Origin of the sequence: Leucobacter luti (genome assembly GCF_050310065.1) — a bacterium.
Taxonomy (GTDB): Bacteria; Actinomycetota; Actinomycetes; order Actinomycetales; family Microbacteriaceae; genus Leucobacter; species Leucobacter luti_B.
Map to the genome: position 1 here is coordinate 2601250 of NZ_CP190007.1, position 16742 is coordinate 2617991.

The following is a 16742-nucleotide window of genomic DNA, read 5'->3' on the forward strand; positions in this document are numbered from 1 at the left end:
AGAATCTGGGCCGACGGTCTAGCGGGGTGCAGATCTCCCCGCGAACGCCGCACCACGGCGCCGCAAAAGTCGCGCTCGCGCCGCCCTACCCCAGGAGCGCCCTGGCCTCAGCGACCGCCGCGAGGATCTCGGCGCCCAGGTCGTGGCGGCCGGCTCCACGGTCGGCCCAGCACCAGACGGCGCCGAGCAGCGCGGCCGCGTATCCCCCGCCCCGCGCCGCTGCCCGGACCGGCGTCTCACCGTCGCGGAGCAGGCGCTCCTCGATCACGAGCGCGATCCGGAGCTGTCGCTCGGCGCGGGCGACAGCGAGCTCGTCCTCGACGCCCATCGTGCGCGCGTCCACGATGGCGAGCGCCAGCCCCTCGGGCGACTCGCCGTGCGCGAAGGCCCGGAGCCCGGAATCCAGCGAGCCCTCAGGCGTGTCGATCTCGGCGAGCAACGCGGCGAGCCTGCGATCAAATACGTCCCACAGGAGATCGGATTTCGTGCCGAAGTAGTTGAAGAAACTTGCCCTGCTCACACCGGCGCGTCGCGTGATGTCCGCGATCGATGTGGCGCCGTATCCGCGCTCGAGAAAGAGTTCGGTTGCGGCGTCGGCGAGTTCCTCCCGTGAGGATGCGCGCGGTCGTCCCCTGCCCGTGGTTGCCATGACCCCACCCTACAAGGCATGCAAAGTACGCTATTGTTCATTTGTTGTTCTCGATCTAACAATTCAACGGAGCCTACACTCATGCCCTCCAGCACGCATCGAAACACTCGCCCCGCGCACCTCATCACGGCCATCGCCGCGATCGGCGCGCTCTCCCTCTCGGCCTGCGCGCCCACCGGCGCGAACAGCGCCGAAACTCAGAAGGGCGGCGTCCTCGTCTACGCGACCGGCGACGCGGAGCCCGCCTGCCTCGACCCCCACGTCGGCGGAAACTACCCGCAGGCGCTCGTCACCACCCAGTTCCTCGAGCCGCTCTTCGGTCGCGATGCCGACGGCAAGATCGTGCCCTGGCTCGCGACCGAGTGGGAGGCCGCAGATGATGGTCTGAGCTGGGACTTCACACTGCGCGACGATGTCACATTCACCGACGGCACGCCGTTCAACGCCGAGGCGGTGAAGGCGAACATCGAGCACGTGCAGGATCCGGAGACGCAGTCTTCGACCGGCTTCATCGCGCTCAAGAAGGTCACGAGCGTCGAGGCCATCGACGCGACGCACGTGCGGTTCAACCTGTCGGAGCCCGATTCCGCGCTCCCCGAGTCGCTGAGCCAGCACTGGATCGCGATGGAGTCCCCCGCCGGGATCGAGCGCGGCATGGAGGAGAACTGCAAGGCGCCGATCGGCACCGGCCCGTTCATCGTCGAGTCGCGCGTGCCGCAGGAGAAGATCACGCTCGTGCGCAACGACGACTACGTGACAACAGCCCCCGAGGCGGATCACGAGGGCGCCGCGCACCTCGACGGGATCGAGTGGCGCTACATTCCCGACGCCGCGACGCGCCAGGCCGCGCTCGCATCGGGCGAGGTTCACGTGATCGACAACCCCCTGCCGTCCGACATCGCGGCGGCCAAGGGAGCCGGCTTCACCCACATCGACGCGCCGCGCCCCGGATCCGTCAACCGCATCGAGCTGAACGCGGGGCAGACCCCGTTCGACGACATCCGCGTGCGCGAGGCCTTCATCAAGTCGGCCGATCCCGGCCCCGGCATCAAGAGCCTGTTCCACGGCACCGCGACGCAGTCGTTCTCGCCACTCTCGAGCACCGAGCCCCTCGGCATCTCCGACGAGAAGCTCTTCACGACCGACCCGAAGGCCGCCGAGAAGCTCCTCGACGAGGCCGGCTGGACCGAGAAGGATGCCGACGGCGTGCGCCTGCGCGACGGCAAGCGCCTGACCGTGCGCATCCCGGTGAGCACGAACCAGTCGAACCAGGCCGAGCAGTCGCTCTTCGAGCAGATCCAAGCGAACACGGCGGCCGTCGGCTTCGAGGTCGTGCTGAACCCGGTGGACCTGCCCTCCTGGCACAAGGCGCTGAGCGCGAAGGAGTACGAGGCCGTGAGCGCCCCCTACACGAAGGTCGGCCCGGACGTGCTGCGCACGCTGTATCACTCCGCCAACCTCGTGCCCGCGCCGTCCGGGTACTTCGCGAATCACGCCATGGTCTCCGATCCAAAGATCGACGCACTGCTCGTCGACGCCGCAACGAACGCCGATCCGGAGGCCCGCAAGAAGGCGGCCGCCGAGGCGCAGGAGCTCGTGATGCAGGGCTACTGGATCCTGCCGCTCTACGACCAGCAGAACCACTTCCTCGTGAACGGGGCGACGGGCGTGACCGCGATCGGCACGATCGCGACGCCGACGCTCCTGAATGCGCAGCTGACCAAGTGACGTCAGCTCTTCCCACGGTGCGCCGACTCGGGCGGGCGATCCTCGCCCGGGTCGGCGCTGCCGCGCTCGTCATCTGGGCAACGGCCACGATCGTGTTCGTCGCCCTGCGGGCCACGGGCGATCCGCTCGAGGCAGTGCTCGGGGGGCCAGGATTCCAGGCGGGCCCCGAAGCGGTCGCCCGCGCCCGCGAGGAATACGGCTTCGACCAGCCGGTCCTGATCCAGTACCTGCTCATGCTCTGGCGCACCTCGACCCTGCAGTTCGGCGACTCGTACGCGCGCAAGCAGCCGGTCTCCGAGCTGCTGATCGCGCAGATCCCGCCCACGTTCTTCATCGCGACGCTCGCGCTGCTCCTGGCCTGGGCGCTCGTCGTCGCTGGCGCGCTTATCGGCGCGCTCAGCCGCGGCCGCCTCGGACGCGCGGTGCGCGGGATCCTCGCCGGCCTCGAGACCGCCTCCTCCGTGCTGCCCGCATTCTTCCTCGGGGCGCTGCTGATCCTCGTCTTCGCCGCAGGTCTCGGCTGGCTGCCGGCCACGAGCAGCGGTTTTGCGCCCGCCGGCCTCGTGCTTCCCGTCATCACGCTGGCGGTGCCGGTCGCCGGGTACCTCGCCCACATCGTGCGCGGCTCGCTCGACTCGCTCGAGGACGCCCCGTTCGCCGTGACAGCGCGGGCCCGCGGCGCGTCCGAGGCGCGCGTCCTCGCCGTCCACACGCTGAGGCACGCGGCGCTGCCGGCACTCGCGCTCTCGGGCTGGGCCTACGGCTCCCTGCTGAGCGGGGCCGTCGTGGCGGAGGCGCTGTTCGCCCGACCGGGGCTCGGGCGGCTGCTGCTCGAGTCGGCGACGGTGCGCGACATGCCCGTCGTGACGGGCGCCGTCGTCGTCATCGCACTCGCCTATGTCGTCGTGATGTTCGCCACCGACGCCCTCGAGCAGTTCGTCGATCCGCGCTTCAGGAGGGCCGCATCGTGACCGAGCGAATGAAAAACGCGTACCAGCTGATCGGCTGGCAGGGGCTCATCTCCCTGTGTGTCCTCCTCGTCACCGCGGTCGCCGTCTCGGCGCCGCAGCTGCTCGCGCCGGGCGACCCCCTCGCGATCCACCCGGCGGAGGCGTTCCAGGCCCCCTCGCTCGCGCACCCGTTTGGAACCGACGAGTCGGGAAGGGACGTGCTCACCCGCGTCGTGCACGGATCCTCCGCTTCGATCGGCATCGGGGCGGCCGCGACCGCGATCGGGATCGGGATCGGGGCCGTGCTCGGCTTCGCGGCCGCGATCGGCCCGCGCCTGCTCGACGCCGCGCTCGGCCGGCTCTTCGAGGTACTCTTCGCCCTGCCGACGCTCGTCGTCGCGCTCCTCCTCATCGCGGTCATGGGCGGCGGCACGGCCGCGGCCGTGCTCGCGATCGGGCTCGCGACGATCCCGGGCTATGCGCGCATGCTACGCGCGAGCGTGCGCGGCGTCGCCCTGAGCGGCTACGTCGAGTACGCGCGGCTCGAGGGCGTGGGACCCGCGACGGTGCTCGTGCGCCACATTGCGCCGAACGCGCTCTGGCCACTCGCCTCCGCCGCGACGCTCGGCGTCGCGCAGGCCGTCGTCTGGGTGTCCGCCCTCGGTTTTCTCGGCCTCGGCACCGAGCCGCCCTCCCCCGAGTGGGGCGCCATGCTCAACGCCGGCCGCGTCTACCTGGCGACCGCCTGGTGGATGACGCTCGGGCCCGGGCTCGCGCTCGTCGCGACCGCTGCCGCCCTCACGGTGCTCGGGCGCCGCTTCGCGCAGGGAAGAAGGGAATCATGACCCGCACGGATCAGATCCGCGTGCTCGCAGAGCCCGAGCCGCGTGAGCGGACGGCCGCCGAGAATCCGACCACGTTCGTCTCGGCTCGCCAGGTCCTCGTCGCTCGCGGCCTCACGGTCGCCCGACGGCGCGGCGCCGAGATCCTGCACGACATCGACCTCAGCATCGCGGCGGGCGAGTGCCTCGCCATCGTCGGTTCCTCCGGTGCGGGCAAGTCCGTGCTGACGCGATCCCTCTTGGGACTGACGCAGGCGGAGCCCGAGTGGACCGTGACCGCGGAGCGCCTCGAGTTCGCCGGGCGCGACGTGCGCCGAGCGCGCCAGGCGACGTGGCGACGGCTGCGCGGCTCGGCCGTCTCGCTCGTGCTGCAGGACGCACTGCAGTCGCTCGACCCGCTCCGCACGATCGGCGCGGAGGTGGGCGAGGCGCTCGCCGTACACGGCGTGCCCCGCAGCGAGCGCCGCACCGCGGTGATCGACGCGCTCACGGCGGCAGGCCTCCCCGACGCGGAGGAGCGCCTCGGGCAGCGGCCCGGGCAGCTCTCGGGCGGCATGCGCCAGCGCGCGCTCATCGCCTCGGCGATCGTCGGCGACCCGTCCCTCATCATCGCGGACGAGCCCACGACGGCGCTCGACCCCATCACGGCCGCCCGCGTGCTCGACCTGCTGGGCTCGATCCGCGACCGAGGAGCCGGAGTGCTCCTCGTGAGCCACGACCTCGCGGCGGTCTCCAGGGTCGCCGACCGGGTCGCCGTCATCTCAGAGGGCAGGATCGTGGAGACGGGTCCGACCGCCCGGGTCCTCACCGCCCCGAGGCACGACGCGACCAGGCGGCTCGTCGCCGCGATCCCGAACGGGGCCGCGGCACCAGCCACGGAGCCCGGCCGCGAGCTACTCGCACTGCGGGACGTGCGGCGCACCTTCGCGGCTCCAGACGGCGGCGAGGCCGGGGTGCGCGGCGCTTCGCTCAGCGTGCGCGCCGGGGAGTCGCTCGGGATCGTCGGCGCTTCTGGCGCGGGGAAGACGACGCTCGCCCGGATCCTCGTGGGCGCCGAGCACCCGGACTCCGGCACTGTCGAGACGCTGGGATCCGCCGCGGCTCGGGGATCCGCCGCTAATGCCCCCGTGATCAGGCTCATTCCGCAGGATCCACTCTCGACCTTCGACCCACGCTGGCGGGTTTCGCGCATCGTCGGCACGTCCAGGCGCTCGGCCTCGGCCCCGACTGCCGCCGAGCTGCTCGGCCAGGTGGGGCTCGATCCGGAGCTGCTCGACCGCAGGCCGGTCTCCCTCTCGGGCGGGCAGCGTCAGCGCGTCGCGATCGCGCGCGCCCTCGCCGCCGAACCCGACGTGCTCGTGTGCGACGAACCCGTGTCTGCGCTCGACGCCGCGACGCAGGCCGACGTGCTCGCGCTGCTCCGGCGGCTGCAGGAGGAGCGCGGGGTGGCGCTCGTGTTCGTGTCCCACGACCTCGCTGCGGTGCGCTCGCTCTGCTCCCGCACGCTCGTGCTGCGCGGCGGCGAGGTCGTCGAGGAGGGCCTGACCGAGGCGATCTTCGCCGCCCCCGCCGACCCCTACACGCGCGCCCTGGTGGCGGCGCTGGGCGCGGCGCCGGCGCCCCCGTCGGCGCCCGCCCCCGCTCCCGCACCCGCTCCCGCCCCCGCATCCGCCCCCGGGGGCTGAGTTGACCCAAAGTGACGCCTACAGCGAGTTAGGCGTCACTTTGGGTCAACTCAGGGACGGGGCAGCGGCCGCCCGGCAGCGGGGACCCGCGGGAAACGGACACTTCCTTCACTTCCGATTCATCCGATGTACATTAGGCATGCCTCCGTCGGGCGGATCCGCAGACACTGCTCCATCACCCTGTAACGACGAGGCCACGCCGTCGTGCGGGTTCGCCGAACAAGTGATCTGGGAGAAATGCATGGCTCACGCACGTCCCTTCCGCGCACGAAAGCGACCGCTCGTGCTGCTCGCCACGGCGCTCCTCGCGTCGTCGGCTGGAGGCCTCGCGGGCTCGGCGCCCGCGTTGGCGGCCTCGCCAGTCGAGGTCACGAACGCCACGCTCGAGTGGGGATACAGCAAGTACGCACAGGTGGGAGTGTTCGGCGCCTGGCAGCAGTCCGTTTCCGGCGCGGGGGTGACGCTCGCGACGCAGAACGGGGCCGAGGCCTCGGGCGATAGCGCCGAGGCCGGCATCACTTACACTCTCGTCAACTTCCAGGACGGCACCGGATCAGTGGATCCGGTCACCGGCGCCGGCCGAATCTCCTGGCCCGATGCGGGCTCCTGGTCGGTGAATGCCGTTCCCATGCTCGGCGCGCCCGCCGTGGAATACCGCGCTCCCGTCCTCGATATCGGCGCAGATCGCACGGGCGAGCTGTCCTTCCTCGTTTCCGCGGGATCCGGCAAGAGCATGGGCGGTGAGGATTCCCCTGCTCAGCCCGCCGAGCGTGTCACAGTCATGGAGTTCTCCGACGCCGCCTTCGATGGCGCCAGTGGCAAAATCACTGCGGTCTCGGCGTTCGAAGGCGTCCACTACGAGAACGCAGCGGGCGTGCAGCTGACGATCCCGGAGGGCGGCGCCTGGCCGAGCGAGTACATCGCCGCGCTTCCTGACGCGGTGCGGGCATTCCACTACAAGACCGCGAACACCGGCCTGCAGCTCAGGAAGGGGCCGCTTCCGTTCACCGTGACGACCGGTGCCGTCGACCAGACCGCCAAGATCGAGCTCTTCGCAGCGGACGGCACAACCCCGCTTGCCAACTCGCCCGTCGCTGTGGGCGACACGATCATCGTTCGGGGCACGGGCTTCGACCCGGAGGCAAACAACCCGGGAGGCACGGGTTCGGGCCTGCCGATCCCCAACAACCTGCCACAGGGAACCTTCGTCACCTTCGGCGCGGTCCTGGACCCGTGGAAGCCGTCGCAGGCTGGTCCGGCAGAAAACCGGGCGCAGGTGCGCAGCGCGACTCGCTGGGTGCTCAGCCAGGAGGTCATCGACTCGCTCCCTGAGCCGCTCCATTCTCGCCTCGGCGAGCAGGCCGTGATCCTTGCCGATGACGGCTCCTTCTCCGCGGAGGTGTCGGTCCAGCAGCCGGACCAGGTTCCGGCCGGCGCCGCATACGGGATCTACACGTATGCGGGCGGCGCCGCGGGGGTCGTCAACCCCGAGCAGGAGTTCTTCATCCCGGTGAACTTCTCGCCCACTGGAGGAGCCGTCCCCAGCGAACCGAATGTACCGGTCGAGTCGCAGCAACTCTCCTGGGGCTTCACATCATCCTGGCGGTCCTACGTCTCCGGCCCTGCAGCCGGTGCCACGCACGCGGGCTCCGGGGCCAGGGTGTCCGAGGACGGGACGTTCCGGTACTCGGTCGCGGACACCACGGGATTCGATCCGGCGAGCAACACAGGCGTGATCAAGTTTGACGGCCGGATCAGGTTCCAGAGCGCGCTCCACGGCTTCGACATCGTGCTTGAGAAGCCGTGGATCACGGCGGAACCCGGGAAGCCCGCGGTGTTGAGCGCGGCGGTCTCCACCTCCGCGACGGTCGGACAGCTTGGCGTGGCACGGGCAGACCTCGCCCTTCTCGACTTCACCGCTCCGAAGCGCAGCGCTTCCGGGTCCGGCGAGGTGCTGAGCTGGTCAGGGATCCCTGCAAGGTTCGTCGAGCAGCTGCCCCTGCCCGAGTGGGCTCGCTACGCAGGGCAGCCTGCCGACCCGGTGAGCCTCTCGATCCGGCTCGATCAGGCGGCGGATCCGGATCCGGATCCGGATCCGGGCCCGGATTCCGGCACCCCCGAGATCGAGGCGCCTGGCGCAGCGGCGCCGGGAACATCGGCACCGGGCGCACCGGAACCGGGCGCACCGGCACCGGGCGCCCCCGGCGGCAATCCCGCGAGCCCTCCCGCCGCAGTCGAGAAGGCGCCGGCGCAGGACTCCGCAGCGTCGCCGAAGCTCGCCGCGACCGGCGGCGAGCCCGTGACCGGCCCGCTCGCCCCGGCCGCCACACTCGCCCTCATCGGCGCGGCCGCGCTCGCCGCAGCCCACCACCACAGCCGCAGCCGCGGCCGCCAGCACCCACACCCCCAAAGTTGAGTTGACCCAAAGTGACGCCTACAGCGCTCCAGGCGTCACTTTGGGTCAACTCAGGGGGCGGAGCGGGGGTCCGGGGCAGGTCGAGGGCGCGGGTCGGCCGCGGATCGGCCCCGCATGGCAGACTGGACGCATGAGCGAGGACTCTACGCCGACACATGTGCAGCTCGTCTACGGCAGGAACGGGCGCACAAGCTTCGCCCTCCCGGATCCCCTGAACCCGGGCAACCCCTTCGCCAAGAGCAGCGCCTTCACCCATCTGGACGGACGGAAGGCGTGGGCCGCGGTGTGGGCACCGCTCCCCGCCCCGTTCGACGGCGACTACCGACTGCCGGGCATCGACTTCGACCACTGGCCGGAAGAGTATCTCCAGGTCGGCGGGCGAAGAGGCCGGATGACCTTCGAGGCTCGCAGGCTGATCGACGGTAGCTTCCGGCAGCTCGCGATCGGGCGCGCGGCGCGCGGGAGCTGGAAGGGTGTGACGCAGGATCCCGGCGCGCGGCCGGCGGAACCCGAGGAGGAGGTGTCGATCGGCCAGCACTCGGTGTGGGTATTTCCCCACGAGGTCTGGACCTCGGCCCAGATCACCCCGGTGTTCCGGCACTGGTTCGAGCACGGGGAACTGCCGGGCGGGCTGACGATCCGGGACATCGGGCTCGAGTACGGCCAAAACTAGCGCCGCGCCGCACACGGCTACCCGATCGCGACGCCAAACGCGAGGCCGATCAGGTACGTCGCCACCATCGTCGCCGAGCCCATCAGCACGTTCCGCAGGATCGCGGGCAGGAGCGGGGCCCCTCCCAGCTTGGCGCTGATCCATCCCGTGAGGAACAGCCCGAGCACCACGGCTGCGGCCGTGATCACGAGCGCGTTTCCGAACGGGATCAGGATCATGAGCAGCGGGATGAGCGCGCCGATGGTGAACGAGATGAACGAGGAGAGCGCCGCGACCCAGGGGCTCGTGAGTTCCTCGGGATCAATCCCGAGCTCGACCTCGGCGTGCGCCGCGAGCGCGTCGTGCTCCGTGAGTTCGACGGCCACCTTGCGTGCGAGCTCGGGCGAGAGCCCGCGCTTGCGATACAGCCCGGTCAGCTCGGCGAGCTCGGCCGCGGGCTGCTCCTCGAGTTCCTTGACCTCCTTCGCGATCATGGCTTTCTCGGTGTCGCGCTGCGTGCTCACCGAGACGTATTCGCCCCCCGCCATCGAGAATGCCCCGGCGACGAGGGCCGCGATGCCCGCCGTCGCGATCGCGGGGATATTGCCCGGGGTCGCCGCAGCGACGCCGACGACGACGCCCGCGACCGAAACGATGCCGTCGTTCGCGCCGAGTACGCCCGCGCGCAGCCAGTTCAAGCGCTGCCCCACGCCAGTCTCAGTGTGCGCTTCGTGGAGGTGATGGATGACCGCGTCGAGATCGGCCGATTCGTTGCTCATGCCCTCATCATGATCCCGTTCGGGATCTTCCACAAGCAAGGTAAAGCTAGGCTGACCTGCGAATCTTCACCCCTGGCTTTACGACGGCGACGGCCGAGCTCTCGCCTCCCGCGTAGTCGACGCGAAGGTACACACCGCCGGCCTCAAACATGTCGAAGCCGGATCCGGGCCCCTCGGGTTCCTCCGCCCGCACGGGCTGGCCGAGCCGCTCGCGCACGATCTCGCGGCTTGCAGGCAGGCTGATTCCGTCGATCAGGTCCGCGGCCTCCGGGAACGCGGGGCCGTCACCATCGCTGCCAGTGATCCGGATCAGCGCCCCGACCAGGACTTCCTCCGTGGCCTCCAGCAGTACGCCGGTCTTCGGGAATACCTCGGTGCGCCAGGATACGCCGCCGCGGTCCTCCTCGTGAGTTTCCATGGCGGGGCCCGCGAGCACGATGAGTCGCTGATGTTCGGGGCTCAGGATCCCGCTCCCCATCGCCTCGATGAAGGGGGCGATCCCCCCGGTGATCTCGGCAGGCATCTCCTGCGGCGGCGCCTCGACGACCTCGCGCATGAAGACCACCATGCTGATCCGGGCCCCGTCGACGTCGAACTGCACAAAGCCCTGCTCATCCGGATAGCGGAGGAATCGCTCGGAGTCCTTAACCGGCGCCCCGAGCGCCCGCACGATTGCTCGCGGCGAGGAGCCCCGCGTCACCCCGTCAACCAGCGTCGCGAAGCGGGCGTATCGCCGCTGCGTATCGCTCCTCTCGACGGCGTGGACGAACACGGTGTGGAGCGATCCGTCGACGAGCAGCATCTCGACGCCGCTGCTGGGAAACAGCAGATAGCGACTCTCTTGCCCAGCGTCTTCGAAGACATCGACCCCCGGCGTCTCCCCGATGAAGGCGATGAGGCGATCGAGCGCGGGATCCCCCTCGCGGGCTCCGAGCGCCGCGAGAAAGAGCCGAGCGTCGCCACGGATCTCGCCCGCCAGCACCGGATCGGCGTCCCAGGCGCGCGCCACCTCGCCCATCATCGCGACGATCTCGCGGGCGGACACTTCAAGGTGGCTACGGCTGCTGATGATCGGCCGCGGGAACGGGGCGTCCGAGTGCGTGATCGGCTCGCCGCGCAGCCGCATGAGCTCGTGCGCGGTGCCGTGTAGGAGCTCAGGCAGGCGGTGCGGCACGCCGTCGCGCAGGATCGAGAAGGCGCACTGCTCCGAGTTGAGGCCGCGGCCGAGCTCGATCTCGAGCCGCGCCGTCGTGCGGCCCTCGGCGACCTCAACGGTGAACGAGCGGTGGCGCGGGTTCACGTGGGTCTGGGAACCCTTCGTGGCCGTCGCGCCCGCGTCCCGGTAGGCCTGCATGAATTCCGCGAGCGAGAGCGGGGCGAAGCCGCCGTGCACGGTGCGCAGCGCGTCCTGCTCATACGTCTGTTCCGCGTCCACCGACCAGTCGCGGACCCGATCACACCAGCGATACCAGTCCTCGGCGAGTCCAGCGCGCGACAACACCCTGAGGAGCTGCGATCCCTCCCCGAACTCAACCTCCGTGCGCGGATCGACCGGCACCCACACCTCACCCTCCGCGGCTTGGGGCGGGTTCGCGACCGGCCGCAGCCCGGCATCGCGCAGCAGCGCGAGCAGCTGGTCGCGCTCGGGGTCCGCGCGCCCGGTGCTGCGACCGGCGAAGAACACGTAGTGGGTGCCCTGATCGTCGCGAGAACCGAACCGCGTGAAGGCGCTGCGCAGCCGCGCGAGCGCCTCGGGATCGGCCACCGGACGGCTTGCGCGGGCCCGCGCCTCCTGATCCTGGACCGCCTCGAAGCCCCGCGCGATCTGCGCGCGGGGCCACCAGTCGGTCGTATCCGCCAGCGTCGCCGGCGAGAACACGTCAAGGGCGAGGAACGGCTCGAGGAGCCGCCTGAGCCCGCTCGCATCCGTCTCCAACTGCTCCTGCTTGAACCGCGTCACGAGACCCGGCGACAGCGCGACGGGGCCGTCGAAGAGGAACACCGCGGTGACGGGCTCTGTGCCGGCGCCGGGATCGAGGGCGCTGAGCTCCGCCGGCACCCCCTCGAAGAGTTCAGCGCAGCACGCGGTCGCCTCTGGCGTCGCGAGCGTGCTTTCGGCGTCAAACAGGGTGAGGATCCCACGCCCGTCAGGGGCGAAGGCCGCACGCACGCGGTCGCCGGCCGGAGTATCGAAGCCGAGGAGTTCGACGGCTTCGCTCCCCGGCGCGTGCGCCGGCGCTCCCGCGCCGTCCGCCGCGATGTGGCTCAGGATCCTGAGCCTGCGGCGCAGCTCCTCGAGACGGGTTCCGCGCAGGTGCGTTGCTTCGAAGCTGATGCGATACATCTCGTCGGGCAGTTGATCCGCGCTCTCGAGCCAGCGGACCCCCGCACCGAGGGCGTCGTATCCGCCGTGGATAAAGCCCTTGGCCAGTGGCACGAGATATCCGTCGGGCGAGACGTGAAACTCCTGCATCTCGCCCTCGCTCCCCCGCACGCGCACGGCGATCTCGCGATTGAACCAGAGCGCCAGCATCTCGGAGTTCGCCTCGTCCTCAATGTAGAACGTCTCGTTCTCCTCGCTGACGTGCTCGCGCACGAAACTCAGGAAGGCCTCGATCCCGGGGGTCTCGGAGCCCTCCTCCCAGCTCGCCTCGTGCTCCTCGTCGTCACTGAACTTCAGGGCTCGCATTCCGCCTCCTCGCAACCCAAACAGTCAGCACCTAGCGTAGTCACGGTTGATGTAAAGGTTGGCGGCAGGGGGGCTTTCCGAGTGCGAGGAAGAGCGGGGCGCGTCCCGTGACACCGCTTCTGACTCGGCAGAGAGAGCACCAACCAAAAAGAGGACCGCCCCGAAGGGCGATCCTCTGCGTGGTCGGGATGACAGGATTTGAACCTGCGACCCCGTCGTCCCGAACGACGTGCGCTACCAAGCTGCGCCACATCCCGATTTGCGCTGACGCGCAGGGAACACTCTATCGCGTTTCGGCCCGCCGCAAAAATCGCGGGATCCCGGGCGGTGCGCCTGCGCGCGCAGCGCCGTCGCCGCCCCGCCCGTTGTTAGCGATTTCGGGGCTTCAGCGGCCCGCGAAGCCCCGAAATCGCTAACAACCGCGACCGCGACCGCGGCCTCGGCCGGAGTGACCGCCCCAGCACCCGCCTCACGGCGCGAGGCCGCGCATGAAGACGTCGACGAGCCACCCGGACTGGCCGGGCAGCATCTCGTCGACGTGGTCGGGCATGGGGCGCGTGATTGCTGCGATCCCGGCGAAGAACCGGCGCACCTCGACGCCGTCCCTGAGGAACCCCGCCGCGCGCGCCAGCCCGAGCACCACGACGAGTTCGCCCTCGACGCGCTCGCGCACGCCCCCAGCCGAGTCGATGAGCCCGCTCCGGTACACGTAGTTGCCCATCTGGAAGGCGAGAGCCCCGTACTCGAGTTCGGCGAGGCCATGCACGAAACGGGACCACGCGGCGCCCGGATCCCGCTCCCACGAAGCGAGGCACTCCGCGGCTACCCCGCCGATGCGCTCCGCGACCTCGCCGAACACCCCGAGCAGGAACTCCTCGCGCGACGGGAAGTGGCGGTACAGCGTACCGATCCCGACGCCCGCCTCCGCGGCCACCGCTCGCAGCGAGACCGCCTCACCATGCTGCGCCAGCAGGCGCCATCCCGCGTCGAGCAGATCCCTCCGGTTCGCGGCGGCATCAGCGCGCATGTCCCTCTCCCCTCGCGTCAGAAGTTCTCAGGATATCGACTTGCCTTCGTCCTAATCGGAGCGTTATGCTCCTCTTGCGATTCGGAGCAGTTCGCTCCGGTTATTTAGAATCAGCATAACGCACAAGCCATCTGGAGATTAGGATGAGCAACACCCCCGCCAAGCACCCCTGGCTCAAGATCCTCGGCGTCATGATCGGACTCGGCGCGGCCGTGTCGCTCATGCTCCTCGCCTTCCTCGCGCCCGCGATCAACTCGGGCCCGAAGGATCTGCCGCTCGCCGTGAGCGGCCCCGCGCCCGTCGTCGAGAAGATCGGCGCCACGCTCGACGCGAAACAGCCGAGCGCCTTCGACGTCACGGTCCACGACGACGAGCAGTCGGCGGCCGACGCCGTGCACGACCGCGAGGCGATCGGCGCGATCTCCGTGGGCGCGGACGGCGCGGTCGACATCACCGTCGCAGGCGGCGCCGGCGCCCCGTATGTCCCGCTCATGCAGGGAATCGGCAGAGGCCTTGAGGCCCAGGGGATGAAGGTCACGACGAACGACGTCGCCCGCTCACCGCGGACGACCCGAATGGGACCGGCCTCTCCGCCCTCGGCCTGCCGCTCGCGTTCGGCGGCATGATCTCGGCCGTGCTCCTCTCGACCACGCTCAAGCACCGCCCCTGGCACCGGATCATCGGCGCGATCCTCGCGTCCGGCGTCGTCGGCTTCGCGATCATCGCGATCCTGCAGTTCGGCTTCGGCACGGTCGACGGCGACTACGTCGCGACCTCGCTCGCGCTCAGCCTCGGCACGTCCGCGATCTCGCTCTTTGTGCTCGGAATGGAGTCGCTGCTCGGCTTCGCGGGGCTCGGGATCGGCGGCCTCATCATGATGTTCGTGGCGAACCCCCTGAGCGGCATGGCGACCGGCTGGCAGTGGCTGCCCGAGCCGTGGGGCGCCTTCGGCCAGGGCCTGCCGATCGGGGCGTCGGGCACGCTCATCCGCTCCGTCGCGTTCTTCGACGGCCACGGGGCGGGGCAGAGCATCATCACGCTGAGCTGCTGGGCCGGGGTCGGGATCCTACTCGCGGCGCTCGGCGCGCTGCGCTCGCGCCGCACCGCCGATCCGGCCCCGGATCAGGATCCGGCACCGACCGCCGCACCCGCACCCGCACCGACGGCCTAGCCCCCCTCCCGTTGTTAGCGATTTCGGGGCTTCGCGCGCCGCCGAAGCCCCGAAATCGCTAACAACGCCGGCGGCCCCGGCCACCGGACGCCGCACCCCCGAACACGCCGAAGGGCCCGATCGCGAATGCGACCGGGCCCTCCGTGCGTACGCGGCGGCTACTTCTGGTTCTTGATGCGCGAGGCGGCGCGGGCGCGCGAGGTCGCGTCGAGCTCGACCTTGCGGATGCGCACCGACTCGGGCGTCACCTCGACGCACTCGTCCTCGCGGGCGAACTCGAGGCACTCCTCGAGCGTGAGCTGGCGCGGGGGCGTCATCGACTCGAAGGTGTCGGCCGTGGAGGAGCGCATGTTCGTGAGCTTCTTCTCCTTGGTGATGTTCACGTCCATGTCTTCGGAGCGGGAGTTCTCACCGATGACCATGCCCTCGTAGACCTCTTCGGCCGGCTGCACGAAGAAGCTCATGCGCTCCTGCAGGTTGATGAGCGCGAACGGGGTCACGACGCCCGAGCGGTCGGCCACGATCGAGCCGTTGTTGCGCGTCGTGATGACGCCGGCCCACTCGTCGTAGCCGTGCGAGATCGCGTTCGCGATGCCCGTGCCGCGGGTGATGGTCATGAACTCCGAGCGGAAGCCGATGAGGCCGCGCGACGGCACGATGAACTCCATGCGCACCCAGCCGGTGCCGTGGTTCACCATGTTCTCCATGCGGCCCTTGCGCGCCGCGAGCAGCTGCGTGATCGCGCCGAGGTGCTCCTCGGGCGTGTCGATCGTGAGGTGCTCGTAGGGCTCGTGCTTCTTGCCGTCGATCTCGCGCGTGACAACCTGCGGCTTGCCGACCGTGAGCTCGAAGCCCTCGCGGCGCATGTTCTCGACGAGGATCGCGAGCGCGAGCTCGCCGCGGCCCTGCACCTCCCACGCGTCGGGGCGCGCGGTGTCGACGACGCGGAGCGACACGTTACCGATGAGCTCGCGGTCGAGGCGATCCTTAATCATGCGGGCCGTCAGCTTGTGACCCTTCACCTTGCCGACGAGCGGCGAGGTGTTCGCGCCGATCGTCATCGAGATCGCGGGCTCGTCGACGACGATGGTCGGGAGCGGGCGCACGTCCTCGGCGTCGGCGATGGTCTCGCCGATCGTGATGTCCTCGATGCCGGCGATCGCGACGATGTCGCCGGGGCCAGCCTCCTCGGCCGGGTAGCGGGTGAGCGCCTTCGTGAGCATGAGCTCGGTGATACGCACGTTCTGCGTGCTGCCGTCGTGCTTGACCCACGCGACGGTCTGACCCTTCTTGATCCAGCCGTGGTGCAGGCGGAGCAGGGCGATACGGCCGAGGAACGGCGACGAGTCGAGGTTCGTGACGTGCGCCTGCAGCGGGTGCTCGTCATCGTAGGTCGGCGCCGGAACGCGCTCGAGGATCGTCTCGAAGAGCGGCTCGAGATCCGGGTTGTCGGGCAGCTCGCCGTCCGCGGGGCGGTTGTGGCTCGCGGCGCCGGCGCGGCCCGAGAGGTAGACGGTGGGGACGTCGAGCACGGCGTCGACGTCGATGTCGGGGTGATCCTCCGAGAGATCCGACGCGAGACCGAGCAGCAGGTCCTGGGCCTCGCCCTCGACCTCCTCGATGCGGGCGTCGGGACGGTCGGTCTTGTTCACCGCGAGGATCACGGGGAGCTTCGCCTCGAGCGCCTTGCGCAGCACGAAGCGGGTCTGCGGGAGGGGGCCCTCCGACGCGTCGACGAGCAGCACGACGCCGTCGACCATCGACAGCGCGCGCTCGACCTCGCCGCCGAAATCGGCGTGACCGGGGGTGTCGACCACGTTGATCACGATGGGGCCGTTCTTCGCGTGCGCGCCCTCGTAGGTGATCGCCGTGTTCTTGGCGAGGATCGTGATGCCCTTCTCGCGCTCGAGATCGTTCGAGTCCATGACCCGGTCGTCGACATCGGCGTGGGCGTCGAAGGAGTTGGTCTGACGCAGCATGGCGTCGACGAGCGTGGTCTTGCCGTGGTCGACGTGTGCGACGATTGCGACGTTACGGAGGTCTTCGCGAGTGGCGAGCGCCATAGAGTGGGTTCCTTACGAATGGGAAACTGCGAACGTTCTATTCTACATGCCGCGCCACGCCCGGGATCCCAGCCCGGGTGAACGGCCGGTT

At 70.1% G+C, this 16742-nt stretch carries 13 protein-coding genes and 1 tRNA gene; 8 read left to right on the top strand and 6 right to left on the bottom strand.

Annotation, left to right across the window (positions count from 1 at the left end; all coding sequences use genetic code 11):
• Positions 1-85: 85 nt before the first annotated feature.
• Positions 86-649, bottom strand: coding sequence for a TetR/AcrR family transcriptional regulator (locus tag ACOPJ3_RS11805; RefSeq protein ID WP_427869361.1), 564 nt, complete (start codon positions 647-649; stop codon positions 86-88).
• 81 nt (positions 650-730) lie between these two features.
• On the opposite strand from ACOPJ3_RS11805, the gene ACOPJ3_RS11810 reads away from it, so the two are divergent.
• From ACOPJ3_RS11810 to ACOPJ3_RS11835, 6 genes are all read left to right on the top strand, one after another.
• A complete protein-coding gene (locus tag ACOPJ3_RS11810) occupies positions 731-2377 on the top strand; it encodes an ABC transporter substrate-binding protein (protein ID WP_427869362.1) in 1647 nt (548 codons plus the stop codon).
• Positions 2374-3348 carry an ABC transporter permease gene (locus tag ACOPJ3_RS11815; protein ID WP_427869363.1) on the top strand — a complete coding sequence of 325 codons (975 nt, stop codon included), beginning with the start codon at positions 2374-2376 and terminating at the stop codon, positions 3346-3348. Before ACOPJ3_RS11810 ends, ACOPJ3_RS11815 begins: the two co-directional genes overlap by 4 nt.
• The gene (locus tag ACOPJ3_RS11820; protein ID WP_427869364.1) at positions 3345-4172 is read left to right on the top strand and encodes an ABC transporter permease; all 828 of its coding nucleotides are present in this window, start codon (positions 3345-3347) and stop codon (positions 4170-4172) included. Before ACOPJ3_RS11815 ends, ACOPJ3_RS11820 begins: the two co-directional genes overlap by 4 nt.
• Positions 4169-5854 carry an ATP-binding cassette domain-containing protein gene (locus ACOPJ3_RS11825; RefSeq protein WP_427869365.1) on the top strand — a complete coding sequence of 562 codons (1686 nt, stop codon included), beginning with the start codon at positions 4169-4171 and terminating at the stop codon, positions 5852-5854. The genes ACOPJ3_RS11820 and ACOPJ3_RS11825 overlap by 4 nt, the downstream gene beginning before the upstream one ends.
• A gap of 241 nt (positions 5855-6095) precedes the next feature.
• Positions 6096-8270 (top strand): HtaA domain-containing protein, encoded by a 2175-nt coding sequence (locus ACOPJ3_RS11830; RefSeq protein ID WP_427869366.1) that lies wholly within the window; start codon positions 6096-6098, stop codon positions 8268-8270.
• A gap of 130 nt (positions 8271-8400) precedes the next feature.
• The gene (locus ACOPJ3_RS11835; RefSeq protein ID WP_427869367.1) at positions 8401-8943 is read left to right on the top strand and encodes a hypothetical protein; all 543 of its coding nucleotides are present in this window, start codon (positions 8401-8403) and stop codon (positions 8941-8943) included.
• A gap of 17 nt (positions 8944-8960) precedes the next feature.
• On the opposite strand, the gene ACOPJ3_RS11840 is transcribed toward ACOPJ3_RS11835, so the two are convergent.
• From ACOPJ3_RS11840 to ACOPJ3_RS11855, 4 genes are all read right to left on the bottom strand, one after another.
• Positions 8961-9701 (bottom strand): VIT1/CCC1 transporter family protein, encoded by a 741-nt coding sequence (locus ACOPJ3_RS11840; RefSeq protein WP_427869368.1) that lies wholly within the window; start codon positions 9699-9701, stop codon positions 8961-8963.
• A gap of 46 nt (positions 9702-9747) precedes the next feature.
• Positions 9748-12390: a DUF6357 family protein gene (locus ACOPJ3_RS11845; protein ID WP_427869369.1), complete on the bottom strand. Its 2643-nt coding sequence runs from the start codon at positions 12388-12390 to the stop codon at positions 9748-9750.
• Between the two features lie 180 nt (positions 12391-12570).
• Positions 12571-12647, bottom strand: a tRNA-Pro gene (locus ACOPJ3_RS11850).
• Positions 12648-12859: 212 nt separating this feature from the next.
• Positions 12860-13417: a TetR/AcrR family transcriptional regulator gene (locus ACOPJ3_RS11855; RefSeq protein WP_427869370.1), complete on the bottom strand. Its 558-nt coding sequence runs from the start codon at positions 13415-13417 to the stop codon at positions 12860-12862.
• A gap of 143 nt (positions 13418-13560) precedes the next feature.
• On the opposite strand from ACOPJ3_RS11855, the gene ACOPJ3_RS11860 reads away from it, so the two are divergent.
• Positions 13561-14043 carry a hypothetical protein gene (locus ACOPJ3_RS11860; protein WP_427869371.1) on the top strand — a complete coding sequence of 161 codons (483 nt, stop codon included), beginning with the start codon at positions 13561-13563 and terminating at the stop codon, positions 14041-14043.
• Complete coding sequence (locus tag ACOPJ3_RS11865) at positions 14040-14588, top strand: hypothetical protein (protein ID WP_427869372.1); 549 nt, start codon at positions 14040-14042, stop codon at positions 14586-14588. Before ACOPJ3_RS11860 ends, ACOPJ3_RS11865 begins: the two co-directional genes overlap by 4 nt.
• 158 nt (positions 14589-14746) lie before the next feature.
• On the opposite strand, the gene typA is transcribed toward ACOPJ3_RS11865, so the two are convergent.
• Positions 14747-16651 carry a translational GTPase TypA gene (typA, locus tag ACOPJ3_RS11870; protein WP_427869373.1) on the bottom strand — a complete coding sequence of 635 codons (1905 nt, stop codon included), beginning with the start codon at positions 16649-16651 and terminating at the stop codon, positions 14747-14749.
• Positions 16652-16742 lie beyond the last annotated feature (91 nt).

Bases quoted from the DNA above. Each gene is read 5' to 3' on its own strand.
- ACOPJ3_RS11865 (WP_427869372.1), top strand. From the start codon at position 14,040: ATGATCTCGGCCGTGCTCCTCTCGACCACGCTCAAGCACCGCCCCTGG.
- ACOPJ3_RS11825 (WP_427869365.1), top strand. From the start codon at position 4,169: ATGACCCGCACGGATCAGATCCGCGTGCTCGCAGAGCCCGAGCCGCGT.
- ACOPJ3_RS11855 (WP_427869370.1), bottom strand. From the start codon at position 13,417: ATGCGCGCTGATGCCGCCGCGAACCGGAGGGATCTGCTCGACGCGGGA.
- ACOPJ3_RS11845 (WP_427869369.1), bottom strand. From the start codon at position 12,390: ATGCGAGCCCTGAAGTTCAGTGACGACGAGGAGCACGAGGCGAGCTGG.
- ACOPJ3_RS11805 (WP_427869361.1), bottom strand. From the start codon at position 649: ATGGCAACCACGGGCAGGGGACGACCGCGCGCATCCTCACGGGAGGAA.
- ACOPJ3_RS11810 (WP_427869362.1), top strand. From the start codon at position 731: ATGCCCTCCAGCACGCATCGAAACACTCGCCCCGCGCACCTCATCACG.
- ACOPJ3_RS11840 (WP_427869368.1), bottom strand. From the start codon at position 9,701: ATGAGCAACGAATCGGCCGATCTCGACGCGGTCATCCATCACCTCCAC.
- ACOPJ3_RS11830 (WP_427869366.1), top strand. From the start codon at position 6,096: ATGGCTCACGCACGTCCCTTCCGCGCACGAAAGCGACCGCTCGTGCTG.
- ACOPJ3_RS11860 (WP_427869371.1), top strand. From the start codon at position 13,561: ATGAGCAACACCCCCGCCAAGCACCCCTGGCTCAAGATCCTCGGCGTC.
- typA (WP_427869373.1), bottom strand. From the start codon at position 16,651: ATGGCGCTCGCCACTCGCGAAGACCTCCGTAACGTCGCAATCGTCGCA.
- ACOPJ3_RS11835 (WP_427869367.1), top strand. From the start codon at position 8,401: ATGAGCGAGGACTCTACGCCGACACATGTGCAGCTCGTCTACGGCAGG.